The 26,776-nt window shown below is 48.3% G+C and carries 24 protein-coding genes and 1 riboswitch; of the genes, 17 read left to right on the top strand and 7 right to left on the bottom strand.

The genetic code is table 11. From position 1 onward, the window contains the following. Nucleotides 1-123: 123 nt before the first annotated feature. Complete coding sequence (locus AC58QO_RS18255) at nucleotides 124-1,605, bottom strand: S-layer homology domain-containing protein (RefSeq protein ID WP_497267975.1); 1,482 nt, start codon at nucleotides 1,603-1,605, stop codon at nucleotides 124-126. Between the two features lie 198 nt (nucleotides 1,606-1,803). Beyond that, complete coding sequence (locus tag AC58QO_RS18250) at nucleotides 1,804-2,415, bottom strand: biotin transporter BioY (RefSeq protein ID WP_497267973.1); 612 nt, start codon at nucleotides 2,413-2,415, stop codon at nucleotides 1,804-1,806. A gap of 140 nt (nucleotides 2,416-2,555) precedes the next feature. Here AC58QO_RS18250 and AC58QO_RS18245 point away from each other — a divergent pair, with 140 nt between their 5' ends. The 5 genes from AC58QO_RS18245 to AC58QO_RS18225 all read left to right on the top strand — a co-directional run bounded on the left by AC58QO_RS18245 (nucleotide 2,556) and on the right by AC58QO_RS18225 (nucleotide 8,773). After that, on the top strand, nucleotides 2,556-3,365 hold the full coding sequence (locus AC58QO_RS18245) for an ATP-binding cassette domain-containing protein (protein ID WP_497267971.1): 810 nt from the start codon (nucleotides 2,556-2,558) through the stop codon (nucleotides 3,363-3,365). Beyond that, nucleotides 3,356-5,008 (top strand): ATP-binding cassette domain-containing protein, encoded by a 1,653-nt coding sequence (locus AC58QO_RS18240; protein ID WP_497267969.1) that lies wholly within the window; start codon nucleotides 3,356-3,358, stop codon nucleotides 5,006-5,008. The genes AC58QO_RS18245 and AC58QO_RS18240 overlap by 10 nt, the downstream gene beginning before the upstream one ends. 466 nt (nucleotides 5,009-5,474) lie before the next feature. Continuing rightward, nucleotides 5,475-6,488, top strand: coding sequence for a polysaccharide deacetylase family protein (locus AC58QO_RS18235; RefSeq protein WP_497267968.1), 1,014 nt, complete (start codon nucleotides 5,475-5,477; stop codon nucleotides 6,486-6,488). A 90-nt stretch (nucleotides 6,489-6,578) separates the two neighbouring features. Next, on the top strand, nucleotides 6,579-7,361 hold the full coding sequence (locus tag AC58QO_RS18230; RefSeq protein WP_497267966.1) for an EcsC family protein: 783 nt from the start codon (nucleotides 6,579-6,581) through the stop codon (nucleotides 7,359-7,361). A gap of 182 nt (nucleotides 7,362-7,543) precedes the next feature. After that, nucleotides 7,544-8,773, top strand: coding sequence for an NAD(P)/FAD-dependent oxidoreductase (locus AC58QO_RS18225; RefSeq protein WP_497267965.1), 1,230 nt, complete (start codon nucleotides 7,544-7,546; stop codon nucleotides 8,771-8,773). A 74-nt stretch (nucleotides 8,774-8,847) separates the two neighbouring features. Here AC58QO_RS18225 and AC58QO_RS18220 read toward each other — a convergent pair whose 3' ends face one another. Next, entirely contained in the window at nucleotides 8,848-10,290 is a 1,443-nt protein-coding gene (locus AC58QO_RS18220) for an MFS transporter (RefSeq protein ID WP_497267963.1), read from the bottom strand. Between the two features lie 157 nt (nucleotides 10,291-10,447). Here AC58QO_RS18220 and AC58QO_RS18215 point away from each other — a divergent pair, with 157 nt between their 5' ends. The 4 genes from AC58QO_RS18215 to AC58QO_RS18200 all read left to right on the top strand — a co-directional run bounded on the left by AC58QO_RS18215 (nucleotide 10,448) and on the right by AC58QO_RS18200 (nucleotide 14,545). Beyond that, on the top strand, nucleotides 10,448-10,909 hold the full coding sequence (locus AC58QO_RS18215) for a GNAT family N-acetyltransferase (protein WP_497267961.1): 462 nt from the start codon (nucleotides 10,448-10,450) through the stop codon (nucleotides 10,907-10,909). Between the two features lie 209 nt (nucleotides 10,910-11,118). Next, nucleotides 11,119-11,271: riboswitch (cyclic di-AMP (ydaO/yuaA leader) on the top strand. Nucleotides 11,272-11,372: 101 nt separating this feature from the next. Continuing rightward, nucleotides 11,373-13,208, top strand: a complete 1,836-nt coding sequence (locus AC58QO_RS18210) for an APC family permease (protein ID WP_497267959.1) — start codon at nucleotides 11,373-11,375, stop codon at nucleotides 13,206-13,208. A 45-nt stretch (nucleotides 13,209-13,253) separates the two neighbouring features. Next, nucleotides 13,254-13,514 carry a YqkE family protein gene (locus tag AC58QO_RS18205; protein ID WP_497253117.1) on the top strand — a complete coding sequence of 87 codons (261 nt, stop codon included), beginning with the start codon at nucleotides 13,254-13,256 and terminating at the stop codon, nucleotides 13,512-13,514. Nucleotides 13,515-13,594: 80 nt separating this feature from the next. Beyond that, on the top strand, nucleotides 13,595-14,545 hold the full coding sequence (locus AC58QO_RS18200; RefSeq protein ID WP_497267957.1) for a polysaccharide deacetylase family protein: 951 nt from the start codon (nucleotides 13,595-13,597) through the stop codon (nucleotides 14,543-14,545). Nucleotides 14,546-14,650: 105 nt separating this feature from the next. On the opposite strand, the gene AC58QO_RS18195 is transcribed toward AC58QO_RS18200, so the two are convergent. Beyond that, nucleotides 14,651-16,057 carry a discoidin domain-containing protein gene (locus AC58QO_RS18195; protein ID WP_497267955.1) on the bottom strand — a complete coding sequence of 469 codons (1,407 nt, stop codon included), beginning with the start codon at nucleotides 16,055-16,057 and terminating at the stop codon, nucleotides 14,651-14,653. Between the two features lie 334 nt (nucleotides 16,058-16,391). Here AC58QO_RS18195 and AC58QO_RS18190 point away from each other — a divergent pair, with 334 nt between their 5' ends. Continuing rightward, entirely contained in the window at nucleotides 16,392-17,471 is a 1,080-nt protein-coding gene (locus AC58QO_RS18190; protein ID WP_497267953.1) for a polysaccharide deacetylase family protein, read from the top strand. A 59-nt stretch (nucleotides 17,472-17,530) separates the two neighbouring features. On the opposite strand, the gene AC58QO_RS18185 is transcribed toward AC58QO_RS18190, so the two are convergent. Beyond that, nucleotides 17,531-17,746: a hypothetical protein gene (locus AC58QO_RS18185; RefSeq protein WP_497267952.1), complete on the bottom strand. Its 216-nt coding sequence runs from the start codon at nucleotides 17,744-17,746 to the stop codon at nucleotides 17,531-17,533. Between the two features lie 148 nt (nucleotides 17,747-17,894). On the opposite strand from AC58QO_RS18185, the gene AC58QO_RS18180 reads away from it, so the two are divergent. From AC58QO_RS18180 to AC58QO_RS18165, 4 genes are all read left to right on the top strand, one after another. Then, entirely contained in the window at nucleotides 17,895-19,307 is a 1,413-nt protein-coding gene (locus AC58QO_RS18180; RefSeq protein ID WP_497267950.1) for a hypothetical protein, read from the top strand. A 24-nt stretch (nucleotides 19,308-19,331) separates the two neighbouring features. Beyond that, nucleotides 19,332-19,505, top strand: coding sequence for a hypothetical protein (locus AC58QO_RS18175; protein WP_497267949.1), 174 nt, complete (start codon nucleotides 19,332-19,334; stop codon nucleotides 19,503-19,505). Nucleotides 19,506-19,749: 244 nt separating this feature from the next. Further along, on the top strand, nucleotides 19,750-20,325 hold the full coding sequence (locus AC58QO_RS18170) for an NUDIX domain-containing protein (protein ID WP_497267947.1): 576 nt from the start codon (nucleotides 19,750-19,752) through the stop codon (nucleotides 20,323-20,325). Then, entirely contained in the window at nucleotides 20,322-20,744 is a 423-nt protein-coding gene (locus AC58QO_RS18165; RefSeq protein WP_497267945.1) for a DUF1284 domain-containing protein, read from the top strand. The genes AC58QO_RS18170 and AC58QO_RS18165 overlap by 4 nt, the downstream gene beginning before the upstream one ends. Nucleotides 20,745-20,784: 40 nt before the next feature. On the opposite strand, the gene AC58QO_RS18160 is transcribed toward AC58QO_RS18165, so the two are convergent. Both AC58QO_RS18160 and AC58QO_RS18155 read right to left on the bottom strand, forming a co-directional pair. After that, the gene (locus AC58QO_RS18160) at nucleotides 20,785-21,432 is read right to left on the bottom strand and encodes an SOS response-associated peptidase (RefSeq protein WP_497267944.1); all 648 of its coding nucleotides are present in this window, start codon (nucleotides 21,430-21,432) and stop codon (nucleotides 20,785-20,787) included. Between the two features lie 139 nt (nucleotides 21,433-21,571). After that, entirely contained in the window at nucleotides 21,572-22,684 is a 1,113-nt protein-coding gene (locus AC58QO_RS18155; protein ID WP_497267942.1) for a GGDEF domain-containing protein, read from the bottom strand. A 152-nt stretch (nucleotides 22,685-22,836) separates the two neighbouring features. On the opposite strand from AC58QO_RS18155, the gene AC58QO_RS18150 reads away from it, so the two are divergent. The 3 genes from AC58QO_RS18150 (at nucleotide 22,837) to AC58QO_RS18140 (ending at nucleotide 26,673) form a co-directional block, all read left to right on the top strand. After that, nucleotides 22,837-25,041, top strand: coding sequence for an ATP-binding protein (locus AC58QO_RS18150; protein ID WP_497267940.1), 2,205 nt, complete (start codon nucleotides 22,837-22,839; stop codon nucleotides 25,039-25,041). A 237-nt stretch (nucleotides 25,042-25,278) separates the two neighbouring features. Then, nucleotides 25,279-25,857 carry a Pvc16 family protein gene (locus AC58QO_RS18145; protein WP_497267939.1) on the top strand — a complete coding sequence of 193 codons (579 nt, stop codon included), beginning with the start codon at nucleotides 25,279-25,281 and terminating at the stop codon, nucleotides 25,855-25,857. 12 nt (nucleotides 25,858-25,869) lie between these two features. Further along, nucleotides 25,870-26,673, top strand: coding sequence for a beta-sandwich domain-containing protein (locus tag AC58QO_RS18140; RefSeq protein ID WP_497267937.1), 804 nt, complete (start codon nucleotides 25,870-25,872; stop codon nucleotides 26,671-26,673). The last annotated feature ends 103 nt before the right edge of the window (nucleotides 26,674-26,776 follow it).

The raw sequence follows: 26,776 nt of genomic DNA, 5'->3' as shown, positions 1-26,776 counted from the left end.
TTAGGATATATGAATCTAAGAATACAGTATCTGTGGATAAGTTTAGCAAACGAAGGTAAGGAAGAGAACCTGATCGCAGGTCATCTTCCTTATCTTTTTGTCATTCGATTATTTAATCAAGGATTACTTCTTCAAGTTTAAAGTAACACCAGATGAAGTAGCCCATGCACCGACTGGCGCAACTGTATAAGTCGTATCTGTTGCTAGCTGAGCATTGTTCAGAAGTGTGAACGTTCCAACAGCACCTTTACGTGTCGTTAAGCTGTATTCAGCAGTCAGTACCGTGCCATCGGCAGCCGTTAAGGATACGCGGCGCGAAACGAAAATTTCATCCTTCGGATCTTGCGTTAGCGTGACAGCAATCGTCTTCGCATCAACTGCAGCAGCGGATTGAAGCTGGAGCGGAGCGATTTCTTTTGCTGTAAAAGTAGGATTCGAAAGTGTTGCCCAGTCAGCAGAAACTGTATAGGTCACACCAGGGCGGAAGGTCTCGCCGTTAGGCAATATGAACTTAGGCGCTTGGCGTCCATCCGTTGCTTGCGTGAACGGCAAGTAATTAGCCGTCATTGTTGCACCACCCTCAGGGGTGATCTGTACCTGGCGATTCCGCATGGAGGATAGGATTTGATAAGTCGTACCGTTGTAACGATTCCATTCGTCAACGATAAATGAACCAGGACGTCCTTTGCTGTAAGCCGCAATGACATAACCGTAGTCTGCAACACCGTCAGCCAGATGGGATTCAACTTCAAATAGATCATTGGCAACCTGAGCCGTGGAAGCCAAACGGATTTTCTCTGTGCTAGCTGTGAAAGTAACGGCAGGTTGATCTTTATAAGTCAACGAGTACGTCGTGCCTGCTTTCTGAGTTGGAACCGGAACAATATAAGTGGATACAGAGCCTGTTTTCAGGCGCGGTACGTTATTGATGGCAAGGCCATTGTCAAAAACAAAGTTTTTGGACGCAGGCTCCAGCTCTAATTCTGCCATCGGAATCGGTGCTGAGAAGGTCACCTGTAGGGAAATAGCATTCAAAACCTCCAACTTCGTTACGCGAACCGGTGCCACTTTTTGTGCTTCAACAAGGAGTAAAGCGGCTTGACCGCGTGTAACTTGGCTGCTAAGTGAAGCGTAGCTTGGCAGCTGACGGATCGTTGATGCATCCACTTGGAGTACTTTCGCGATAATGCTGCTCAGCTGTTTGGAAGTGATCGTTTGCGCTCCAGCGAATTGCTGGCTGGCCACGCCATTCATCGCACCGAGTGATTGCATGGTAATCGCATAATTATAGTACCATTCTTTCGAAGTCACATCTTGAAAAGGACTTGGCATTGCTGCATCCACAGTCGTATTCACGTGGAATGCGAGAGCTACCATTTTGGCAATCTCACTGCGTGTGACGGCTTGCTCTGGTTTGAACGTAAGGTTCTCATAGCCAGATAGTACCTGCTGCTGGGCTAACTGCTCAATAGCGGCCTGAATCTGAGTCGCACTTGCGGAATCCGTAAAAGGATTGGCTGCTAGCGCATGGTAAGGAAGAAGAGCAGATAATCCGACAGTTGCTGAAATGGTGAGAGCGGCTAGAACTTTTTTATTATTTTTCATCGAGAAACACTCCTCAAGTTTATTGGATTTGTTTGTTGCGCTGTTGTCTACAGGACTAAGCTTACTAATTCGCGCATAACAATCGCATAAAAATGAGAGGCGAGACATTACAATTTCGTAAAAATAAAAAGAGCAATCCTCAAGTAGTTGCAGCTACTTAGGACAGCTCTTAGTTGGTTTGAACGAAAATGACGATTTCTAGTTAGGCACGACATCCTGCTTATTTTCATTTTGAACGATGCTGTGTGAAGAAGAACCGGTCAGACGTTGTGGAGGGAAGACTTGGCGAACGGGCGCAATGATAAGCGCAGCTACGACAGCTTTAATTGCATCTCCAGCGAGGAATGGATAGCAGGCCGCGACCATCGCTTTCTCGAGTGTATAGGAAGGAACCTTATACATCAGCCATGGTACACCAGCTAAATAAAGAATCAATGAGCCGAAAACTTCAAGTACAAGGAAGGCCGCGACATAACCCATGATGCCATTTAAGCGAATACGAGGTAAAATAAGTCCAATGAGCATCGCGGAAATCGGCCAGATCATGATAAAGCCACCGGTTGGTCCGAGGACAATACCTAGACCGCCACTTCCATGAAGGAGTGGGAAACCAACTGCAGTAAGCACAACGACAAGTGCCATACTCAGGAAGCCGTATCGTGCGCCTAGTAAACCTCCAGCGAGCATAACAGCTAATGTTTGAAGGGTAATGGGAACTTCTGTGCCAACGGAGATTTTGAAAAAGCTGAATAACACGAGAATAGCTGCAAATAAAGCACTGAAAATAACACCACGTAGCGTAAGTTTCATATTGTTGACCACTCCTGTTTCTGGTATTGTTAATGTATTGTCAACCAAATCGTTCTTCATCAAGTTGACAATACCGATGATAGCACAACTGTTGGAAAAGTGAAAGGAACTTTTTTCATATGCCTACAAGAGAGAAATTAATGTCATTAAAGAACGCTTCGATCGTTTATCGAACGGAGTCGGGGGAAGGGCGGCGCGTGTGGTCAGGCGTTTCGCTAGACATTCATAGAGGTGAGTGGATAGCTGTCGTAGGCCCAAATGGAAGCGGGAAAAGTACGCTTGCTAGCGTGCTGCTTGGCTTAAACCCGTTGTCGGAAGGACAAATGCAGCGCAGAACCAACGATGTGGCTTCCACGATAAGAGGTGTACTCCAGTTGCCAGAGGCGCAGTTCATAGGAGAAACGATAGCAGAGGAGCTAGATTTCTTGCCGCAAGCGCAGCAGTTATCGGCTGAGGAACGCAGGGGCTGGTATGTAGATGTATTAGCTGCTGTAGGTTTATCGCTATCACCAGAACGCACGATGGCAACGTTATCCGGTGGGCAGAAGCAGTTGGTTAATCTCGCTGTAGCTCTAGCGGCTCGTCCAGAGATTCTTCTTTTGGATGAACCGACAGCGATGTTGGATCCTGCCTCCCGCAAGGAAGTTCGTGAAGTTGTACGTCAAGCGCATCAGCGTGGAACGACGATCGTTTGGATTTCACATCGATTGGAAGAGGTAGCGGATGCGACCCGCGTAGTAGGTTTTGGTGAGGGTAGGATTACGTTTGATGGGGAGCCTCGCAAGTTCTTTTATGGAGAAGCTGGGGAGAAATCTTCTCCTTGTGTGGAGCTTGGCTTTGATCCGCCTTTTGCGATCCAAACGGCGATGCATTTGCTAGAGCAGGGACTCACCCTACATTCCCTTCCGCTGAATATGGAAGAGCTGGCGGAGGCGATCTCATGTCGATAGTATTGAAAGGAGTAAGTGTGACCGCTCCGGATTCGCCGGATGTGACACTGCTCCAAGATATAAGCTTTACCTTGCAAGAGGGAAATCTGACGTTGCTGATCGGCCATGCAGGATCAGGGAAATCGACGCTGCTGCAAGTGATGTCGGGATTACTGAAACCACAAGCTGGAATGATTACGCTGGACGAGCAGTCCATTTGGCTCAAACCTGCGAAGGTGGATCCTAAGCAGCTCCTTCGCTTCGGCTTAACGTTCCAATTTCCGGAGCAGCAGTTGTTTGCCCGTAGCATCCGCCAAGAATTCGCCTACTCGCTCAGGCCCTACAAATTGGAAAAGGAAGAGCGCGAACGCCGCATCCGTGATGCGACTCATGCGCTTGACCCGCGTGGCGTATTCGCCATGGATCGCTCGCCCTTCGCGCTCAGCGGCGGCGAGCAGCGCCGGCTCGCGCTGGCGACCACCTTCGCCACGGCGCCGGATTGGCTCCTCATGGATGAGCCAACTGCCGGCCTCGAGGCGGCCGCCGTGCGCGAGCTGCTGCGCATGCTGCGCGCGCGAACCCGTGGCGGACTCGTCATCGCCACGCACGACCTGGACACGTTCTTTCCGCTGGCGGACCGTGTCCTCGTTCTAGACCATGGCGAGCTCGTCTTCGACGGCTCGCCACAAGAACTCTGCCGCGCGCCCGAGGTGCTAGCGCGCGCCGGGGTTGGCCTCCCGAGCTGCGCGGAGGCCGCACAAGAGCTGGCGCGCGTTGGCATCGCCATCGCGCCGGATCAGCTCACGCCGGCAGAGGCCGCAGCGGCGATCTTGGCCGCGCTGCGCGAAGGCAGCAGCGCCGCGGCGCCGGCAGCTGCCACCCGCGCAGCGCGCGTGGCGCAGCCACCGCAGCGGCCGCAGGTGCAACCACTCAAGCCGCAGGCAGGGTGGCTGCGGCTTGACCCGCGCGCGAAGTGGCTGCTCTATCTGCTGCTCGCCATCGGGACGATGGGGCAGCAGGGGTGGGGCAGCGTCGCGATGGCCGCAGGGCTCGTCGGCTGCGCCTTTCTCGGTCTTCCGCGCAGTGTCGTGCGCGGAATCATCAAAGTCGCTACGTCTTATGCGATTTTCGTGATCTTTTCCGTCGCGCTGGCGGGCATTGAATTCTCTCCGCTGGGCTACGCTGTCGACAACGGCTGGAGTACAACGTTCATACTGATACGTTTATTTGTCGTCTTGATGGCAGGTTACTGGCTTGCCATGTCGACTCCTTACGGTCAGCTCGTACAGGGGCTCAACTGGGCGTTGAAATATTTGCACAAGGTGAAGCTGCCGGTGGCTTCCTTCTCCTTGGCAGTTTCGTTTGTTTTTCGTTTCATCCCGCTCATCCTGCGGGAGTGGCAGCAATTCGCGACAATTGTACGAGCCCGGGGCAAAGCATCTGTCCGCCAAGGCAGTGTTCGGGTGCGCGACATACCTGCCTTGGTCGTTCCACTCTTACTTGGGATGTTCCACAAAGCGGAGCAAATGACCGTTGCGATGGAGATGAAACAAATCGACGGAAAGACGCTGCTCCTAAGGAAGAATACGCTGAAATGGCAGCTTACGGATACGTTCTTAGTGGTGGGTGCTCTTCTCGCATGGGGGCTATTGCTTTATACGTAATAACTCGACTAAAACGAACGCTAGCGGACTCAGGAGAAGTTATTTGGCGGCATTCAGGCTGTTTTGATAAGGTAACGGACACAAACGAAGCTATGCACCCTCATTCTTAGTGTTCCAGGGTTGCTAGGCCCAATTAACGGCTGTGGTGTCCGTTAGTTGCTGGAAAGAGCTAATTTATCGAAAATAGCGTCTTCGGTGTCCGTTAGGGATGAAGCAGACGTTTATGATTCGCCACCATCCCCTTCGGTAAGCAAGCGTCGATCCATAACCTGAGCGAAGGGGATAGTGCCCAGAAGCTCGGGCAATTCAAGTACTCCACCTGCGCAAGCCTTGCCCTAGCAAGCCTTGCGCTCTTTTTTTCCTTGCATCTATTCCTTGCTACTAATCTGAAATCTAGGAATATTTCTCTCAACCATTGCTTACAAATAGAGTAATAGACTATTACTCTAGAAATGGTTGGTGAGCTATGAACATCCAAAGAAAGAGAATCCTTTTCTACTCGCTACTAGCTGGCCTTTTTGCCTTACTTTTGCTCCTTTACATGAGTGGGCTTAACCCCTCATCCGCACCGATTCTCATAGAAGCACAAGCCGAGGAGTTAATCGAATCTCCCGTACCAACACCGTCGTTTGAGGTTCCTCCAATCGTTATACCGGACAAGCTTGAGCAGCCTCCACAAGTCCAGATAGAAGCCGACTCAGCCCCACCTCAACCACCATCCATCCCAGTGGACACGCCAACAACGGTTCCAGTGGACACACCTCCAACTCAGACAACATCCGTTACAACGGTTACTTACGTTCCACCGTCACGAATCAGCATTCCCGTCCTCAACTATCACAGCGTTACGATTGACCCGGGAAATGTGGTCGTTATTTCCCCAGCGAAGCTGGAGGAACAAATGAAATATCTGCATGACCATGGATACACGCCCATTACACTCGCAACTTTTACTAGCCTTCTAGCCGGTGAACATGGGCAGTCGACGCCACAAAAGCCGGTTTTGCTTACGTTTGATGACGGCTATGTGGATAATGTGGAAGAGGCTATGCCGATTCTGGCCAAATACGATTTCCCAGCGACACTCTTCATGTCTCCAGGCATGGTCGAGCACCATGGTTATCTGAACTGGGATCAGATTAAGCAGCTGCAACAGGCAGGCTGGGACATTCAACCACATGGCATGACACATCCCCATCTGCCCCAACTTTCAGCGGAACAACAAGCATTCGAAATCACGGAAGCTAGGAAGCTAATTGAGGAAAAGCTAGGCATACAAGCGGACGTATTCTGCTATCCCTATGGCGAATATAACAAAACAACGTTAAAGATCTTAAAAGATCACGGCTTTCGGTTCGCATTTACGATCGATCAGGGCTTCACGACCAATCAGCAGTCCCCCTACCTGCTCAAAAGGCTGTTTATCAACGGGGAAGAAAACCTGAACGCATTCATTCGCAAGCTCCCGAAACCCAACTAGGGGAACAGCTTTTTTGAGTGCAGTCACCTTGAGCCCCTCCCCGCGGTATATTATACTTAAACGAACGATGACGAAGAGCGGCGGTGGGCAATGGATCAAGGGTATACCATTTACGAGCAGCAGATGCAGAGAAAGCTGGGGCGCTGGGAAATACGTCTGCAAAAGCAACCCAACCTGATTGAGCGTGCCTCCAAATCTGTTCAAAACCGCATCAACCAAGTGATCCCAGAGAAAATTCACAATACGATTACGGCAACGGTCAAAGGGATTGTGCAAACGACTCTTTTTGGCATCAATTATATGCCTGCGACTGAGCCGCTCAAGGGCGCATCTATATCCATGGCCGATCGCGATACGAAGGCAGAGGAACTGCTGTCTCTGTACAAAAAGATCGCTGCCGCCGAGGGAGCAGGAGCGGGGGCTGGCGGTATTTTGCTCGGGCTAGCTGATTTTCCGATTCTGATCGGGATTAAGCTGAAATTCCTTTTTGAATTAGCGCATATTTACGGGTATTCGACGCGGGATTATAGAGAAAGATTGTTCATTTTGTATGTGTTTCAATTGGCCTTTTCGAGCGCGAAGAAGAAGCCGGAGCTGCTTCATACGATTAAGAATTGGCCGGCCATTTCGCAGACATTTCCCCCTGCGGCAGATTATATGAATCAAGTGAATTGGCTGCAGCTGCAGCAAGAGTATCGGGATACGATTGATTTTCGTAAAATGCTCCAGCTCATCCCCGGCATCGGGGCCGTGGTGGGCGCATGGGCTAACTTTGGCTTGCTCGAGGAGCTTGGCGTGGCAGGCATGAACTGCTATCGGCTGCGCAATTTGCAAGACAAGGCGACGGATTTGGAAGCCAACACAAAGGCGTAGAGGGCTGTTGATCTTAGTCCTTTCACGCCTTTTTTTCATAAATAGTCAAACTACAGTTATTTCTTTGAAAATGACGCATACACTATAAGAGAGTCGGTTACCGGCTCATCTTGTGAAGATTTGTGATTATTTTCACAAGCATATATGTGATTAATTTCACAACCGGAGGAGTGTTGAGACACATGAGTAAACCCAGAATTGTCATCCTAGGCGCAGGCTATGGCGGACTTGTCACAGCGATAAGGCTTCAGAAGAAGATGAGAAGGAATGAGATGAACATTACATTGGTCAATAAGCACGACTATCACTTTATTACGACACATCTGCATATGCCGGCTGCCGGTACAGATCACCATGATAACGCGCGTGTTACCATTTCGGATCTGATTGATGAACGGAAGATTCGGTTCGTGAAGTCGACGGTTAGAGAAATTTTGCCTAATGAAAAGAAAATTGTGCTGGAAGAGGCTACACTCGAGTATGACTATCTCGTCATTGGGTTAGGAAGTGAGACGGAAACCTTCGGTATTCCGGGCATGAATGAATATGCGATGTCGATCAAAAGCATTAATAGCGTCCGCTTCATTCGGCAGCACATTGAATATATGTTTGCCAAGTCTAAAATGGCCCCGAAGCGCAAGGATTATCTGACCTTCGTCGTTGGCGGCGCGGGATTCACGGGTACGGAATTTGTCGGAGAACTGGCAGACCGTGTTCCTATTCTGTGTAAAACCTATGATGTCGATCCTGCGGATGTCCGTATTTATAATGTGGAAGCCTCCCCGTCGGCGCTGCCTCCCGGTCTTCCGGCGGATTTGATCGAATATGGGATGGAAGTGATGCGCCGCAAAGGGGTGCAATATAAACTATCTACCGCGATCAAGGCATGTACACCCGAAGGGGTGATTCTCGGCAACGGCGAGTTCATTCGCGCAGGCACGGTCGTATGGTCCGGGGGGATTCGCGGCAATTCCTTGCTGCAGCAAGCGGGGTTCGATGTTCAGCGGGGCCGGGTAAAAGTAGATAGCTGCTTGCGCTCGTATCAATTTCCAGAAATCTTCATTACCGGTGATTGCTCGATTGTTACAAGCCCAGAAGGTACGCCCTATCCTGCGAATGCTCAAATTGCTGTCCAACAGGGCTATAACGCAGCAAGGAATCTCATTCAGACTGTTCGAGGCAAAGAGTTGAAGCCGTTTGTATATGATTTCAAAGGCACTGTCGCATCCTTGGGCCGAGGTGAGGCTGTAGGATTGCTCAAAGTTAAGAAAGTGAAGGGCCGTCTGGCCTCTTTTATCAAAAAAATGATTGATGCCCGTTACTTATACCTCATCGGCGGCATTCCACTCATTTGGAAGAAAATGATTTGGAAGCAAAAATCCAGAACCCGCAATTATCACGTGCCGAATTAATGTCCAGTAACGAACTAAAAAAGCTGAAACGAGACCCAGTGGCAGTGACCACAGTTCTCGAATCAGCTTTTTATTTATTCAGTTGCAGTCTGAGGCACAGCTGCTCTACCTACCGTCTCCGTAGTTGAGTGCTCTGTTTGCCTCTTTTTTGCATAACTTTTGTATAAAATGGAGCTGCCGATCGTTAGGATCGCAATCACCGCCATGCCCCAGATGAGGTTGTCAAAAGCGCGTTCGAGCGGCAACGACTTCTGCCAGACTAGCGTACTGCCCGAGAGTGCGACGGCGAATGCGCCGCTGATAAATTGCAGCAATTGGAACAAGCCCATCCCTGATCCGACGCGATCTTTGGTCAATTGCCGAGATAATTCATTGGATACAGCGCTGGAAAGTGTTGTGAAGCTGATGCTGACTAAGATGTAGAGTGCGGCAATCCAGTAGTAGGAATAGCTGGCAGTCAAGGCTAGCAGCACGGTAGAAAGCAGCATCAACCATGGCACGTAGCGCAGCAACGCCGTATTGCCATAACGGTCAATGATGCGGCCGACACGGTTCGACACCAGCATGGCAATCAGAGCACCTGGGAAGAGCAAAAGTCCCGAAGTGAGCGGAGCTAAACCGAACACCCGAGCAAGCATCTGAGGCGCGAGGAACAGGAAGCCGAAGCTGATCATATAGGAAGTCACGCCGATTGCGCCAAGCGCCATATAAGGCTTATCGGCGAATAGGGCAGGCAGTACGAACGGTTGAGAGGCTCGGCGAATGCGCAGTGCGAACAGGGCAAGCGCAAGAACGCCAACGAGGAGGGCAACGACACTCTTCGACGTTAGGAAGAGCAGCAAACCCGTCGTCCCAATCCCTAGGAGCAGCGCACCGATGAAATCGAACGAGCCGCTTTCTGCTTTTTCTTTTGGGAGTAAGACAAGAAAGATAGGGATAAGTAGAAGCGTAATGCCAGTAATGACGAATAGGAAATGCCATCCCAAGTATTGAACGATGGAACCGCCAGCGACGGGGCCAAGTCCTAGACCGAGTGACGCGGCAGACAAAATAAGCGACATAGCTCTACCTCTACGCGACAGCGGAATGTAGCGGGTTACGAGAACGATACCGAGCGATGGAATCGCGCCTGCGCCAGATGCTTGAATCAACCTTGTAAGCAGCAAGAGTCCAAAGCTGTCCGTGAACAGCCCTAGGATGGATGCACCGCCTAGTGAAAGCAGAGCAATGACGTAAAGTCTGCGAATGGGTACAAAGTCGGACAAGCGGCTATAGGTAATAGAAGAAATAGCGAAAATGATCGAATACCCCGTGACGATCCACGATGCCGTTGAGGGGCTGAGTTCAAATTGTACGGAAATCTTGGGCAAAGCCAGATTGAACATCATTGTGTTCATGATCACCAGTACAATAGTAAAGCAGAGTAACCAGGAGACAGGCGTTTCTCGTAAGCGGCTAGGCAGCTCTGATTGAGCGTTTGTGGTTCCAGTATTAGAAGTGATTGCATTGTTTGACATCGTACACCATCCGATCCTTAACTATAATCTATTTTGTTACAGATTAGCATGGTGGGTACAATGTGTCAACGAATTGGCCATGGTAAAAATAGTTGATAACTGAATATTTATTCGTTAAAATGTATTATTATTCATTGAAATTCAAGGGGGTAATCTAGTGGGACATGCGATAAGAAAAGCAGAAATGAAAGATTTGGAGGCATTAACAGAGCTGATGGTTGCCTATATTGTCGGCTTTTATAAGAAGCCGCGGCCTGAGTTGGCTGATATCCATCGTCTGATCAGCACCTTACTTCAGGAGCAAGGGGGGATTCAGTTTGTGGTCGAAAAGGAAGATGAGCTCATCGGCTTTGCGACGCTGTATTTTGCATGGAGCACGATGAAGGCTAGTCCTATTACGATCATGAACGACCTGTTCCTTCTAGAGCCATTTCGGGGAACCGCTGCGGAAGAAGACTTGTTCCGGAAGTGTCAAAACTATTCCAAGGAAAACGGCTATGCCTACATGTCTTGGATCACCGCACCAGACAATCATCGGGCACAACAATTTTTTGATAGAAGGGGTGGAACACGCGTAGATTGGGTGAATTACACCATGAACTGGCGTTTTTCCAACTAATTACTTCGTTTTATCCAGGTATGATCGTTCTAGCATGTCACTTTTCACAAAATACCTCGAGTACCTACGAGAATGGAAGATAATCAACGAATCAGGTAATTGTAAGCGAATTATTGGGGCATGGAAGAGGTGGAAGAGAGCTTTTTACGTTTTTTCCCTCCTTTACTATGTTGACAGAAGAGAGTAGTATTCAACACGTACATGAACAGTTGAATATTTCGCTTAATTTTCTTTTAAGAAAAGCGGGGGAACCACGAGTAACATGGGGTGAATAATGGTGCTGATACCAAGTACCTTTTAGGGCAGATTTTCTCGCGGCCCGAACCCGACAGCTAACCTCGTAAGCGGTCGTGAGAAAGGAGAACATGTGTTTAAAACACAAGGTCAATCCTTGTGTTTTTTTGCGTCATTTTTACCCAACTAGTACATTGAGATTAGCTTTTATTGGAGGAACGACCACGAAATGACAAGTGATTCATTGAAGAAAATTGTGTTTGGTAAGCCGCTAAAGTCGAGTGAGATTGAGTCGGAGAAAATGCCTGTCTGGAAAGCTCTCCCCATCCTGTCTTCTGATGCCTTATCTTCTGTATCGTATGGGACGGAGCAAATTCTGTTAGAGCTCGCAACCGTGGGAATTGCTGCATTTGCATTCTCCTTGCCGATTGCGATTTCGATCATCGCATTGATTTTGTTGCTTGTGCTCAGCTATCGGCAAGTGATTGAAGCCTACCCGATGGGTGGCGGCGCTTATATGGTTACCAAAGAAAATTTAGGCATGGTGTGGGGGCGACTAACAGGTGTCTCACTGCTGATCGATTATACCTTGACCGTGGCCGTTTCGATCTCGGCAGGTGTGCAGGCGATTACTTCGGCCTTTCCTTCTGCAGTACCGTATATTGTTCCGCTTACCATCTTTCTGGTTTGGATCATGGTCTGGATTAATTTGCGAGGCACTTCCGAATCAGGAACCGTTTTTGCGATTCCGACGTACTTTTTCATCCTTTGTATCCTGTTGTTAGTAGGTAAAGGTATCTTCGATTTAATGACCGGCTCACTTAATACGCATGCCATTGATTTCACACCTAACGCTGCGACGAACTCATTAACGTTATTCGTACTTCTTAAGGCGTTCTCCTCGGGTTGTTCAGCTGTAACAGGCATCGAAGCAATTTCCGATGCTGTCCCGCATTTCCGAACGCCATCTGTCAAAAATGCTAAACGCACGCTCATCTCCTTGGGCGGCCTGTTGGCAATCGTCTTCGGTGGTGTAACGTTGATCGCCTTAGGGTATGGAATTGCCCCAGATCATAACGGGCACACTTCGGTTCTATCGATGGTGACCGAGCAAGCGTTTGGACGCGGCGTGATGTACTATGCGACTCAAATCGCGACGATGCTTATTCTAGTGCTAGCTGCTAATACGAGCTTTAATGGATTCCCCATCTTGGCGTCAATCATGGCCCAAGACAAAAACTTCCCGCGCATGTTCTCCTTCCGTGGAGATCGACTTTCGTATCATTATGGCATCATCACGCTTGGCGTGCTGGCAAGTCTGCTTCTGATTGGCTTTAAAGGGAAGACTGATGCACTCATTCCGCTTTATGCGATCGGCGTATTTTTATCCTTTACACTGGCTCAGGCAGGTTTGGTACGTAAATGGCTGAAGGAGCGCGTATCCGGCTGGATCGGCAAATTGATCATCAACGGTTTAGGCGGCATCGTTTCTTTCGCGGTTCTCATCATATTCTCTGTGACGAAATTTAGCGAAGGCGCTTGGATCGTCATTATCGTGACACCGATTCTACTCTGGATCATTACGAAGATCAGCCACCATTACGATGACGTAGCCAACCAGCTGCGCATCGATATCACACAAGACCGTGTTTGTACCAAAGAACCCGTCATTATCGTACCTGTGGCCGGGATTCATAAAGCTGTAGAGCAAACGCTGAACTATGCGAAGTCACTCTCGCCTAACGTTATTGCTTTCTATGTCTCCTTCTCGGATGAAGATGAGGAGTCGATGCAGGAGAAATGGCAAATCTGGGATCCAGGTGTTCGCCTCGTAGTGTTCAAGTCGCGGTATAGAACGATCTTGAAGCCGCTGGCTGAATTCATTGAGCGTATCGACACGCATGTGTCAGAGAAGCAGTCTATCATGGTTATTCTCCCGCAATTCATGCCAAAAAAATGGTGGCACCGTCTGCTCCATAATCAGTCTGCGGCGCGTATTCGCTCGAAGCTTCAAGCCGATAAGGATATCGTTGTTGCGACAGTCCCGTATCATTTACACCAATAGACGTGTACAATAATAGGGAGAACATGTAGACGAGGTGACCTTATTATGGTGAAAAAGAAAGCTAAAATGACGCCAGCTGCGGCTAGCGTGCAAGATAAACCAGCAACCCTGAAGGATCTGCTGCGTCCGGAAATTTTGGAAGGACTCAAAGCCCAGGCTGACGCGATGAAAGCGGAAGAGCAAGCGAAGAAGGACGCAGAGAGAGCCAGGGTAGAAGCGGCTCGCAAGGCGGAAGAGAAGCGTCTTGAAAATGATTTTGCTTATCAGCTGGAGAAAAGCAAATTAGATTGGCGGAAGCACAAATGAGGGGGCGCACGATGTGCCTCCTTTTCTTTATATGTGCGATGACAGCGCTTGCAGGGTGTGTAGGGGAGGAGGGGGCTAAGGTGGTGGAGACATCAGTTGCGACTGCAGGAACCACACCCCCGACACAGCTAACTACTGCTGAGCCATCAAGGTCCTCACCCACGAGCGTAGCGATGACGACACCTGTGAGCAGCCCGACAGCGTCACCTGCAGCGACGACATCATCCCATCCATCATCAAGCAGTCTAACAAATGTACCAGCAAAAGAACCATCAAATGATCCGAAAAATGCAGAGGTTGAGGCTGTTCCAGCTTTCGCGTCGATGGAACAAACATTGATCGCACGTTACGCCTCCGTCTTACCAACGAAATGGGGAGAGCGTGTTCCCGGTGTGAAAACTCGGTTGCTTACGAAGGACAAAGTGATTGCTCTCACCTTTGATGCTTGCGGCGGGAAGGACGGCAGCGGCTACGATGAGAAGCTGATCCAGTATCTGATTCAGGAGCAGATTCCAGCAACGCTCTTCATCAATGCAAGATGGATTGCTGCGAATCCGACCACCTTTATTGAACTGGCCACGAACCCTCTGTTCGAGATCGAAAATCATGGCACGGAGCACCGCCCCTTATCCGTGAACGGCAAGCTGGCGTATGGGATTGCGGGAACGAAGAACGTCAAAGAGGTCATACACGAAATGAATGACAGTGCGGATCAGATTGAGAAGCTGACGGGAAAAAGACCTTTATTTTTTCGTTCAGGCACGGCATTTTACGATGAGGTTGCGACGTCTGTTGCCCATGATCTTGGCTTTGAACTAGCGGGATATTCGGTGCTTGGAGATGCGGGAGCGACCTATAATACGGAGCAAGTGTACAACGCCTTCACAAAGGCTCTGAGCGGTTCCATCGTCCTTGCGCATATGAATCATCCAGAGAAGGATACGGCTGAGGGCGTCATCAAAGCGATACCAGAGCTGCGTAAATTAGGCTATAGCTTCGTACAGCTTGCCTCTATGGAACTTAACGGATAGTAGGAGGAAGATACAGAAAACAATAGAGTTCCATCACAATGAGGCTGCTTGAATGGCAGCCTCGTTGAAGTAATGACAGATTTGCGGAATATGAGACAAGCTTGACTACATTCCGTAGATATCTACCTCTGTGATACTATTCCATCCATTTCCGGATGAGTTGCCATGGCCAACGATTCTTACATAGCGACCAACCGTGTCTGTGAAGTCGTATTGTACCTGCGAAAGTGTCTGTGAACTCACTTTATTGCTTACTACCGTAGACCACGTCGTGCCATCCGCGGATACTTGTAAATCGAAAGTCGTGGTACGTACATCCCCCTGATGAAAAGCAATAGACAAGTAAGCTATCGTTTTACTGGAGCCCAAATCGTATCGAATCCATTGCCCATCACCTTGTGAGGACCAACGAGTACTCAAGCTATTGTCAATTGTATTCAGCGGGACATTCCCGTCATTACCACTATCCGTTACTGCAGATACGGTGAGAATGGCAGGGCTTGTGCCACCGCCTCCCGAACAGCTTGTGTAGGTGGTAACGCTGCCCAGATACATATTCCCGGAAGGACTGCGAGTATTTCCACACGCTTTAGCAGAGCCGCCATCCACATTGACAACATAAGGTGTGCTATTATCCATGTTCACAATATTATTGTAGAAATCATTGTTAAAGCCCCATCCTGTTGAACGTTCATGAACTTGAAAAGCATCCACAATGACCGAATTTCCATTCCGATTCACGGTGTTATTACGAATGATAGAGTTATTACCTTTAACATCCATAAAGCTGTCAGAGAAATTTGCGCCGCTGATCCCTGTACCGTTAAATGTGCTGTTTTCAACAATCGTGCCCGTAGAACCTTCTTTAATATCCACAGATTCTGCTCTAACGTTTGGCCCGATCGTTACATTGCTTATTTTGTTATTGTCAGTTGCTGCATTATAAGTTCCCCATTTACCTACATCAGAGCCGACATACACACCCTCACCGTAATCAGGAGTAAGCGTACCCGTATTATAGATAGTGGAATTTTGGATGGTATTATTCGAGCTTCCGTCACGGTAATGGACGCCCTCTTCTCCGATATTGTAAACTTCAACGCCATCAATCAAGCCATTGTTAGCATTATCTTGCATAATTCCTTTTTTCGCATTTGTAATTTTCAGATCTTTGATTTGAACGTAATCGCCCGTAATGTACAGAGCATAACCGCTTGAGGTACCTCCACCATTTAAGATAGCTTTGGATGAAGCGCTTGCACTCTTAATGACTATGGGGCTAGATGAGGTTCCGTTAGCAGCAGCAACGAAATTGCCTGTGTAGGTGCCAGATGCGAGAATAATGATATCTCCAGCCGCAGCGTTGGATAGAGCAGTTGTTAAGCAGGAAGCTGTACTACAATTCGTAGTAGCCGCGTAGCTTCGCCCAGGAACGATCAGTGTAAGAACCATTGTCAAAACTACTAAAAGTAAATGTGCAGATCTAGTTGGAAGATACATGGGCTTTGGCATAAAATACCTCCTAAACTGTGATAACGCTTTCATTTCTGTACGTAAAATAACTACTGGTTAATAGATTTAACCCGAGTACGTTGTTCTTTTCTCTTCAACCTCCTACTTCCTCAAATTAGGATGTCCTGAGTACATCCTAATCGTAGATCGTGTTTCGAATAATAGGTAGTGGCTAGCTTTATATGGATTTGTGTAATTTTTGGAAAACAACAAAAACCAGAACAGATTAACTTTTAAAGGGTAATGCGTGTGTAATAAATAGTTTACAAGAAAGCGTTTCCATGATACTATCTTCCTAATTTGTTATATTCTCATCTATGGGGTTGTTGTCAGCATGAATAGACTGAAATTGGAAAATCCAACGAATTTGGCGTTTACTGTACTTTTATTTTCTAGCGTTTTATTTTGTCTCTATGTATTATTGCCTACGGTATTGCCGAAGTCTTTTGAGCAGACAATAAGCCCAGAACAAGTAATAAGTGAAGAACAACTTGTGCCTTCTTATGAGCAGTTAGTAGAACAAGATGTAGTAAAACAAGAAGTGAAACAAGAAGTAAAACAAGTGGCACAACAATTAGAACTAGAAACGCTACAACCCCAACAGCGTCAAGTAAATGCGCTATCTTTTATGCAAACAGATTATAGCAAACAAAAGGTCCATTATACCAACAAAGTCATTGTACTGACCTATCATCACATTGATGAGAAGGAAAATGGCATTACAATTTCCCCAAAAAGATTTAAAAGCCACATGCAGAGACTAAAGAAAGAAGATTACAATGTAATCAGCATGGAACATTTTCTTCATTTTATGAAGAATGAGGCTCAGGTTCCTCAAAATGCGGTTTTAATCACGTTTGATGATGGATATGAATCCTTCTATACCCAAGCGTATCCTGAATTACTTAGCTTAGGTTTTCATGCTACCAAATTTATCGTTGTTGATTCCATAGATCATCCAAAGGCACCGCGTCTAAAATGGGATCAGATGAGAGAAATGAAACAGAACGGGATGAGTTTCTACTCTCATACGTATGATCATCATGACAAAGTCAAGGCGGGTCCAGGCAATACTCTAATGCCAATGCTGACAAATCCCATTTATTTAGAAGCTGAAAAGAGATTAGAAACCGATACGGAGTATCGCAAAAGAATTAAACAAGATCTGTTAACGGCTGACAACCGTATTGAGGAAGAGTTAGGACCTCAGTATCGTCTACTCGCGTTTCCTTTTGGTGCTTATAATGACACCGTGATTGAAGTCGGAAAGGAATTGGGGATCGAACTTTTCTTTACGACCAAAGAGGGGATCAATCATAAGGGAAGTAATGAGATTTTTAGAATCCATGCAGGCGCGTCCTATGTATCAGAAGATGATTTGATGTGGAAAATGAAGCAATTTCATAAAAAGTAAAGTGAAACGATAGTGAGGAGCCGCATTGAAGCGGCTTCTTTTTTGTTCACAAACAGAGCCTATCTTTTTTTCATCTCAAAAAACTCACAAGCTGCCCGGTCGTAATAGGTCAAATCGCTGACACGTGTTTGCACGACGACTGTCGTATCACTGAAGCGCAGTACTACCGCATTGGAATCGACAATATGGTCATCTTTAAAAATACGAACAACACCCTGTCGATCGATGACCTCCTGAAAATCTGAATCTGAATGTAACCGTTGATTCCTTGCCATGTAGATTCTCCCCTTACTTCGTTAAAATCGCTTTTCATATTGTACCACAAGGTGGCGAAATGCCCGAATTTAGACGAACGCCTATAGCCTGCCGAGCATAGAATGTAGCACCAATTGCTGCTTGGGCTGAGAGGGTGTGTGGTGCAGGATGGATATTCAACTTTTACCGATTCATTGGGTCTATTTAGTGTTCATTGGTTTCATTCTTACGCTTCTTGTTAAACGCAGAGATACGACGATGATTTGTGTGGTGGGTATTTTTACTTTAGGGTTGTTAGCGACGGAAACGTTGAGCGGCTCTGTATCGGGTGTGTTTAACAGCTTTATTTATGCGACTAAAGAGCTGATGGGTACGATTATGATCATCTCGATTATCGTTGCCATGAGTCGCGTTTTAATTCGCACGGGGATCAATGAAACGATGGTGGCGCCGCTGACCAAATTTCTGAGAACGCCAGCGTTAGCCTTCTGGGGTATCGGCATCATTATGATGGTGACGTCCTGGTTTTTTTGGCCTTCACCTGCGGTTGCGTTGATTGGCGCTGTGCTACTGCCAGTGGCTGTTCGCGTTGGCTTGCCGGCACTCGGTGCCGCTATGGCGATGAACCTCTTCGGTCACGGAATTGCACTATCCGGGGACTACATTATTCAAGGGGCACCCAAATTGACAGCGGATGCAGCGGGAATACCGGTGTCCTCTGTAATGGAAGCGAGCATTCCGCTCGTTATTGTAATGGGGCTTGTTACGACGGTAACAGCGTTCTGGTTGATGAAGCGCGATATGAAAAACGGCAAATGGCGCAGCGGACTCATCGATAGCCGTTTAGAGGAAAGCGGCGGTCTTGTTCCCGTGGAGGAAGAGGGCAAAGTGCTGATTGGCGAGCGATTGAAGAGAAGTTTAGCCATTGCAATTCCAGTATTGTTTGCTTTGGACGTCATTGCTATGTTTGTCTTGAATTTGCAAGGTGGCGATGCAACCGCTCTCGTCGGCGGTACAGCGGTGTTTATTTTAATCGCGGTCACATTGATCGCTCATCGAAACGCTGGCGTTGAGAAAATCACCTCCTATTTAATCGAGGGATTCGTGTTTGGCTTCAAAGTCTTCGGACCCGTCATCCCGATCGCTGCGTTCTTCTATTTAGGTGACTCTGCCATTACGGAGCTATTTGGTAAAATATTACCAGAAGGTTCCCACGGCCTCGTGAACGATTTGGGTGTGGCCCTTGCAGGTGTCGTGCCGCTGAACGGTGCTATCGGTGCCGTGACGTTAACCGTCGTCGGCGCCATTACCGGCCTCGACGGCTCCGGCTTCTCGGGCATTTCCCTGGCGGGCTCCATCGCGCAGCTGTTCGCGACCGCCATTGGCTCTGGCGCAGCGGTGCTGACTGCGCTCGGGCAAGTTGCCGCCATCTGGGTCGGCGGCGGAACCTTGATTCCGTGGGCGCTCATTCCAGCTGCGGCCATCTGCGGTGTGAGTCCGTTCGAGCTCGCGCGACGGAATCTGAAGCCCGTGCTCATCGGCTTAGCTGTGACAACGATTGTGGCGATGTTTTTGGTGTAGGTTTGGAGAGGGGGCCAGCACGCCATGGGTGTGGCAGGGCCCTCTTTTTTCTACTTTGTAGATGAAAAGTGCAAAAGAGCATCTATTTATCTCGGCTGGACCTCTCCGTCTGAAATAAATGCGAAAGAGCATCAATTTCTGCCGGCACTCAGCCATTTGGTACCCTTTTCGCTCCAAATTGATGCCTTTTCGCACTAATTCGGCTAGTTTTAGCTGTTTTCGCGGAAAATTGATGCCTTTTTGCATTTTTGGCTCCCATGGGGTGCATGCGTGGTTTTAGGTGAAATTCAGCGATATCCCCACACATCAGACGCATCCTACGCCATATCCACGCCAAACGACCATTCAGCGCATCTATATGGAGTTGCCTATTGTCCATCTTTCGCAGTAAGCTTGCATATAGATGATTTAGACGATGGATGACCAAAGGGAGCTGGGACAGATGGAAGCCAAATTTTGCATGAGCTGCGGAGCTGCCATGGAGACGCGTGATGTGGATGGAACGGAGAGAAGAGCCTGTACATCGTGCAGCTTTGTTCATTGGGGGAACTACAGTATCGGTGTCGGTGCACTGGTGATGAAGGATGAGAAGATTTTACTTGTGCGCAGAGCGCAAGAGCCTGGGAAGGGACGCTGGACGAACCCGGGTGGATATATTGAGCAGCACGAGCTGATTCAAGATACGATCGTGCGTGAAGTGTTGGAGGAATGCGGAGTCGAAGCGTCCGTCTCGCGTTTGGTAGCGGTACGTGATCAGCCGAGAAGCATACATAATGTATACATTGCTTTCGAAATGTCATACATCGGCGGAACTCCTCAGCCTGATGGCGTAGAGGTAGATGCGGCAGGTTTCTACAGCTTAGAAGAAATGGCTGACATGCCAGTGGCCGATTTCACCAAATGGCTCATTGATGTTGCCTTGCATTCCAAAGGGGACGGCCTCGTCGAGGACAAAGAACCCGTCATTTCGATGGCTGGATACGGACTGTACCGTGTGCCTAAGGTAAACAACCTATGATCCAACTTCGCGGGCATCATCTGCTCTGTTTGTTAGGCTACCGAGGAATGGGCTATTCCCCAGCGTTTTGTGAGAATATGACGATAGTCTATGAGCAGCTGCGAACAGAGCCTGAGACCATGATCCGCGTCGTTCTCGGACCTGATGATTTGTGCGCTGCGTTTCCGCAAGATCAAGTTGCACATTGCGAGAACCGGACGGTGTATCAGCGTGATGCGGAGATTGTTGCCAAGCTTGGCTTGGAGGTAGGTATGGAGCGGACCTGGGCAACCATTTGCGGGCAAGTTGCCCTTGAAGTGAAGCCAGTAGACATCAGCCACCTGTGTGCGACCTGCCGTTGGGAGCCATATGGCGTATGCGCGGATGGTGTACGAATCATCGGAGAAGGCGGCGTCCTGCCGCCTGTTCCCAAAAAGTAAGAGGACCTGCGCCTAGGCGCAAGTCCTCTTTTTTGCCCACTTATACAAAAATACGCACATCAGCGCCCATCTCCAGCTTCTCAGCCGGGGACGTAAGAATATTAGCGACCATCCGCATTTCGTCGATAGGTTGCAGATAGGATCTCAACTGACGACTATCCTTCTGATCAGGCTGCAGCCACTTCTCCATTTGTTCCTCGTCAAGAATGGCGGGCATACTGGCTTGGTACGGAGAGACGACGGAATTCGATTCCGTCATGAGCATCATGCACGTACGCAGCTCCTCTTCGCCAGATGGCGCCTGCCAAATGTCGTACAGACCAGCTATGCCGAACGTACCGCTCCGCATTTTGAATCGAATCCACTCCGTCTCCTTGCCCTCCGTTACCCCAACATAGAAGCTGCTGCAGGGGATGACACAGCGTTGCTTTTTGACAATACGCTCGAACACAATGTTGGAGAAGATGGAGTTGCGCTCGCCGCATACCGCATCCTTCGCCCAGAAGGGCATCAGTCCCCAGCGGAACTCATCCAATAGGCGCTCACCCTTGCGATTGATCATCACAGCAGACACAGATTCAGTAGGGCGCACCTCATAACGATTGGAACTATAGGATAATAGCCGATCGACGCGGAATTGCTTCATGACTTCTTGAACATCAGCCAGAATGGCTATGGAATGACACATCATTATCACCTCATTTGATTTTGGTTCTTCTCATTATTTTCCTAATGCAACCAATTCATGTATGAGGCTTAACACTTTTTTCCACGGTAGCTTGCAAAATCAAAAAAAACAGGAGCACTTGGCTCCTGGTTCTGTATGCTCAATCAACTACAGGCACTTGAATGTCTGCGGCATGCACGTGTATGCGGTTCTTGCCATTGCGTTTGGCGGTGTATAGGCATTCGTCCACAAGCTGAAACCATGCCTTTTTCATCGTACTCCGATTATAGGTCGCAAGCCCAATACTCATCGTCAGCTTCTGGTCCGGCATTTCAGGAATGATGGTATCGCGTATCGTTTCCATAATCTTCTCGCAAATGGCCAGTACTTCTTGATGTGATTTCCCTACGAACAACACGGCAAATTCCTCGCCGCCATAGCGAAAGGACATATCATCCGGGCCAAGCACCTCTTTGAGAAGAGTGCCGATGGTTTTGAGAACAACATCTCCGACCCAATGACCATAATTATCATTAATGAGTTTGAAATTATCGATGTCCATCAGCGCAAGCTCCAGAGGAGTATCATGGGGCATATGTGAAATAAGATGGTCCGTATGCTCTTGAAAGGAACGATGATTAAACAGCTCAGTAAGCGCATCGACTTTCGAAAGCCGGTCAATCATGACATTGCGAATCAGCAGATCTTGCTCGCGTACGACTGAATTCTTGAGCCGGGCAAGCAGGTCGAGTCCTCGACCCATAATGGCAAAGCAAAGCATGGAAGTGGCGGTTAAAATCGTAAGAGAAGCAATAATTTCATAGGGGTTCGTTGATTGTCCTCTGGCCATTTGAGAGAGCAGCAGGATGAGTAATATAGTGACGCCTAAACTGTAAGCGAAAATAAGATATCTTTTCTTAAAATAGATCGAGGCCAACAAAATCGGCATACTGAGTAATTCATAACTGCGTGTCATTTCAGGAATGCACAGGATGAATATACTGACCATGGTCATGGTCCATATGATCATGATAAACTCACTATAGAACTTCAAATAGCGCATAGCCAAATAGCCAACGCCCATAAGAAGAAGCTGCAATATCGTGGGAACAAGTTGAAAACGCAAAAAGCTATTAAACCAATTCGTCGGTTGCTCGTTGATTTCAAAGCCTAGAGCAATCGTAGCCGCTACTTCATAAATGATGAGGATCCACCATAACATTAGAATGAGTTTTCGATTCCAAGTTGGATCATGTGCTGGAAATTGTTCCATCAGAAGGTGGCCACTTTCCTTTCAGGGCAGTAGGTGTCGAAACGATTTGTGCCTTATCCTGATATTGTAAAGAATAACCCCCTGTTTAGGCAAGCTATTAATGTAGTTATCGATTCGTTTTGAAAAAATATATAGAGTCATTGGGGAGGCCTATGACAGCTCAAGGGTATGTGCATGCATGGGAACATTATAAGGACGAGCTTCAATTACTAGATAAAAAATTGGAACTACTCTATAAGCGCCGTCAAAAGCTTACGCCTGATCCGCAAACGGATTCTTTCCGCGGTATGTTTGTATCTGAGGACGAGTTTATTCGTCTTATTGGCGGGTTCGGTCATGATGAAGAGATCGATGAGGACGAGCAAGAGACATTGGCAATGATAGAGATGCTAGACAGCGCTATCGCCATTCGACGGGAAGAAAGCCGCAAGTCGGGCATATTCCTGCCTTTAATTTATATATCTGCTGTATTTGGATTATCTTCTATAGAAGAGCGCTTCGTCATGCTAGGTCTAGCTGTGGAGTTGGATCGGAAATATGAACGGATTTTCGGTTTCTTATTAGACGATCTAACTAGTAAAACACCTAATATTAGCTTAGCGCTGCAAATCGCCTGTCAAAGTCCGGAAGAGATGCGGGCTGCGCGAACGACCTTCATGGCACCAGATGGCAAATTGGCCCGGTATGTGCTAAATTCGGACATTGGGCAGGTTCATGGTCAGACACTTTTGAGCAGACCCTTGCAGTTGGACAAACGGATGGTGACCTTCCTACTGGATTCGGGCGAGCTAGATCCAAATCTAAAGCCAGCCGTAGAAATCTTCTACCCAGATGACGAGCTATCGCCTCTGCTTGTCCAGGAAGACTTCCAACAACGGCTGAGAGGCTTCATTGCAGACGTATATGAAGCGTCTGCAGCGGAGCGCAAACGGCTAGCCTTCCATTTATGGGGGAATGCAGGCGCTGGGAAGAAGCTGCAGGTGAAGCATCTCAGCCGCTCCTTTAATAAGCCGCTGCTGCTGGTCAATCTCGCTGATGTGCAGCTGCATGCGGCAAGCTTTGAAGATCAGCTGAGCGCTATTATACGCGAAGCGATACTTCATCAAGCCGTGCTGTGCTTTACACGGCTGGAGGTGCTCTACCCCGCAGAGCCGGATCTGGCTGCGCAGCAGCGGCTCGGACGGTTTCATGAGCTGCTCGACGGCTACGGCGGCATGGTGTTTCTATTAGCCGGGCGGTTTAACCGGCTAAGCTGGAAGCCCAAGGAGCGGCTGCTCCTTGAGCATGAATTGGCCGTGCCAGACGAAGGCGGGCGCGAGCGCCTTTGGCAGGCATTCGCACAGGAGCTAGGCGTCTCTGGCGATGTGGACTATCGGGTGATGAGCGGCAAATTCCGCTTCACCCCGGGACAAATACGACGCGCGCTCACGCTCGCGCGCGGATACTCCTCCTGGCAGACGGCTTCTGCCGGGGATGGCGGTTCAGGCGCGTTGCTGCGCAGCGACGCGCTGTATAAGGCGTGCTACCAGCAGGTGCAGCACAAGCTGGAGCGCAAAGCGACACGCATTGAGCCTCGCTACGGCTGGGGCGATGTGATCCTTCCGCCCGAGCAGAAGGATCAGCTCCGCAATGCGTGCAATCAAGTGAAGTATCGCGGTGTTGTCTACAGCGAATGGGGCTTCGAGAAGAAGCTGGCCTACGGCAAGGGGCTCAGCATGCTCTTCGCGGGCCCGCCGGGCACGGGGAAGACGATGTCTGCGCAGGTCGTGGCCGGCGATTTGCAGCTAGAGCTGTATAAGGTTGATCTTTCGCAGGTGATCAGCAAATACATCGGTGAAACCGAGAAGAACCTGCACGAAATCTTCGAGGAGGCGCAGCTGAGCAACGCGGTGCTGTTCTTCGATGAAACGGATGCGTTGTTCGGCAAGCGTTCCGAAGTGAAGGACTCGCACGATAAATACGCGAACATTGAGACGGCCTATCTTCTTCAAAAAATGGAAGAGTATCAAGGCATCACCGTGCTCGCTACCAATCTACTAAATAACATTGATGAGGCCTTTCTAAGGCGGATCAATTATGTGATTAAATTTCCATTCCCGGACAGTGAGTATCGCGAGAAAATTTGGCAATCCATGTTTCCATCAGCAGCGCCGCTCAGCGATGATGTCGATTTCAAATACCTCGCTCAGCGCTACGAAATTGCTGGGGGGAACATCAAGAATGTCGTCCTTTCTTCCGCTTTCTTAGCGGCTGAATCAGGTGAACCTATTCGGATGCAGCACATTATCAAATCTATTCGACATGAGCTGCAGAAATCAGGCAAAATCCTCGCACGGCAAGAGTGGGAAGATTACTAGAATAGCTAGAATTAAGTAGGCAAAAGGCAGGCTCACACCAAGTGTGAGCTTGCCTTTTTTGTCGGCTGTATTCACCACTTTTCAGCCAAATATCGCCAAATTTCGGGATAATCGCATAAATAAAAAATATTATCCCTATAGTCAACCTGTCGGTTTACATTTATAATAGAAAAAGATACACAATGTGACATATTAAGCACCTTTTTTACATGATTTATAGGTAATTTGAGGCAGGAAGTGACACCCATAGGTAATTATTCTGTCATTGCTGATGTAAGCGCATCTTTAATCAAGCTTCTGAGAGAAAACATGACTCCAGACCCTATTCCACAACCAGAAATGATAGGACTCGCATCACCTGTCGATAAAGGAGATTTCTACTTATCTCTCTATCTATACAACGTTCGCGAGAGCGGCAATAATCGTCAAACCCATATGATTGCTAGAGGGACGAATGAAATTCAGTTTCCTCCTATGGTTGTTGATCTTAGTTACATACTCACCGTGCAATCGCCAGCTGAGCTTTCATCCCGAGCCTTAGATGAACATCGGATTCTAGGCAGAGCCATGCAAGTACTCTACGATCATTCTGTTCTTCGTGGTTCGATGACCGTAGGCACATTAGCTGAGCAAGATGAAGAAGTTCGCATCGTCATGGACCCTTTTAAGGGAGAAAGCCTCATGAATATGTGGAATTTCTCAGACACCCCTTACAGACTCTCAGTTGCTTATACAGTGGGACCTGTACATATCGATTCGACACGCATCAAGAAAACTAAAAGGGTTGCAGAAACCGATTTTAGTATTCAGGGTTAGGAGGGTTCCATTGTGGATCAAATTCGCATATCACAATTGAGATCCCGCGTTTCCCTGGTAGTGTGCGTGATTGACGCACTCACCTCACAAGCTCCTCTCGGCAACACGACCACTGTTCACCTAGAAGGTACCCGTTCGAAAGCAGTTCGCAAATCGAATGGTTCCTATATATTCAACGATTTACCTCCCGGCGACTACCGGTTATCGGTCCAAAGCGAGTATTATTTTCAAGAACAAACGAACATCACCGTTGGAACGCACAATTTTATTGAAGTTGTACAAATGAAACCGTTACCTTCTTACCCTTTTTCCCAAGGAGCAGGACTGATTCGCGTCATGCTTCAGCATGCATCTGGCTCTCCGATTCGTGATGCTCACCTACAGTCAACTGTACTTACGGAGGACTGCGCGCGCGCGCGATTAATGGTTGATCAAGCCGACAAGGGTCATCTTGAGATGACATTAGGTTCATTCACAGGAGGCGTTGTAGCTGGAGATGCTTATTTACTTCGCGGAAGAGGCGCAAAAGCAGCGGAAGAGATTATCCGAATTTCTGAAGTGCTGGAGCATCAGAAGCGATTTGGACTAGCGAATCCACTCTCCCAATCGTTTACGCGAGGTGCTATGCTGCTACCTGTACAAGAAACCCGCAGTACGGAACGAGGAGAGGTCGCAATTGCTTTTAGGGGCACTCGGATTCCAAGCTTTCAGACCGAATTGGTCATTAGGTACGGGGCGGAAGTTAAGCATGTGATCAAGGACATTACGGTAGCAGAAGGAACAACCACCAATCTCGGTACGATACGTCTTGCATGACCCTAATTAGTAGAATGGACACGTCCATCTTCTATACAAAAATGACAAGCAGAAAGGAGAGAACTGGTTTCATGTCTGTGGCTTTATTTTTTATGTAAGATGT

This window comes from Paenibacillus sp. J31R30, from assembly GCF_059692115.1.
The sequence above is the reverse complement of the archived record's forward strand: the minus strand, read 5'-3'. Positions and strand labels throughout refer to the sequence as shown.

Excerpts from the sequence above, each read along its gene's own strand:
- AC58QO_RS18255 (WP_497267975.1), bottom strand. The coding sequence starts at position 1,605 with ATGAAAAATAATAAAAAAGTTCTAGCCGCTCTCACCATTTCAGCAACT.
- AC58QO_RS18250 (WP_497267973.1), bottom strand. The coding sequence starts at position 2,415 with ATGAAACTTACGCTACGTGGTGTTATTTTCAGTGCTTTATTTGCAGCT.
- AC58QO_RS18245 (WP_497267971.1), top strand. The coding sequence starts at position 2,556 with ATGTCATTAAAGAACGCTTCGATCGTTTATCGAACGGAGTCGGGGGAA.
- AC58QO_RS18240 (WP_497267969.1), top strand. The coding sequence starts at position 3,356 with ATGTCGATAGTATTGAAAGGAGTAAGTGTGACCGCTCCGGATTCGCCG.
- AC58QO_RS18235 (WP_497267968.1), top strand. The coding sequence starts at position 5,475 with ATGAACATCCAAAGAAAGAGAATCCTTTTCTACTCGCTACTAGCTGGC.
- AC58QO_RS18230 (WP_497267966.1), top strand. The coding sequence starts at position 6,579 with ATGGATCAAGGGTATACCATTTACGAGCAGCAGATGCAGAGAAAGCTG.
- AC58QO_RS18225 (WP_497267965.1), top strand. The coding sequence starts at position 7,544 with ATGAGTAAACCCAGAATTGTCATCCTAGGCGCAGGCTATGGCGGACTT.
- AC58QO_RS18220 (WP_497267963.1), bottom strand. The coding sequence starts at position 10,290 with ATGTCAAACAATGCAATCACTTCTAATACTGGAACCACAAACGCTCAA.
- AC58QO_RS18210 (WP_497267959.1), top strand. The coding sequence starts at position 11,373 with ATGACAAGTGATTCATTGAAGAAAATTGTGTTTGGTAAGCCGCTAAAG.
- AC58QO_RS18205 (WP_497253117.1), top strand. The coding sequence starts at position 13,254 with ATGGTGAAAAAGAAAGCTAAAATGACGCCAGCTGCGGCTAGCGTGCAA.
- AC58QO_RS18195 (WP_497267955.1), bottom strand. The coding sequence starts at position 16,057 with ATGCCAAAGCCCATGTATCTTCCAACTAGATCTGCACATTTACTTTTA.
- AC58QO_RS18190 (WP_497267953.1), top strand. The coding sequence starts at position 16,392 with ATGAATAGACTGAAATTGGAAAATCCAACGAATTTGGCGTTTACTGTA.
- AC58QO_RS18185 (WP_497267952.1), bottom strand. The coding sequence starts at position 17,746 with ATGGCAAGGAATCAACGGTTACATTCAGATTCAGATTTTCAGGAGGTC.
- AC58QO_RS18180 (WP_497267950.1), top strand. The coding sequence starts at position 17,895 with ATGGATATTCAACTTTTACCGATTCATTGGGTCTATTTAGTGTTCATT.
- AC58QO_RS18175 (WP_497267949.1), top strand. The coding sequence starts at position 19,332 with ATGGGTGTGGCAGGGCCCTCTTTTTTCTACTTTGTAGATGAAAAGTGC.
- AC58QO_RS18170 (WP_497267947.1), top strand. The coding sequence starts at position 19,750 with ATGGAAGCCAAATTTTGCATGAGCTGCGGAGCTGCCATGGAGACGCGT.
- AC58QO_RS18165 (WP_497267945.1), top strand. The coding sequence starts at position 20,322 with ATGATCCAACTTCGCGGGCATCATCTGCTCTGTTTGTTAGGCTACCGA.
- AC58QO_RS18160 (WP_497267944.1), bottom strand. The coding sequence starts at position 21,432 with ATGTGTCATTCCATAGCCATTCTGGCTGATGTTCAAGAAGTCATGAAG.
- AC58QO_RS18155 (WP_497267942.1), bottom strand. The coding sequence starts at position 22,684 with ATGGAACAATTTCCAGCACATGATCCAACTTGGAATCGAAAACTCATT.
- AC58QO_RS18150 (WP_497267940.1), top strand. The coding sequence starts at position 22,837 with ATGACAGCTCAAGGGTATGTGCATGCATGGGAACATTATAAGGACGAG.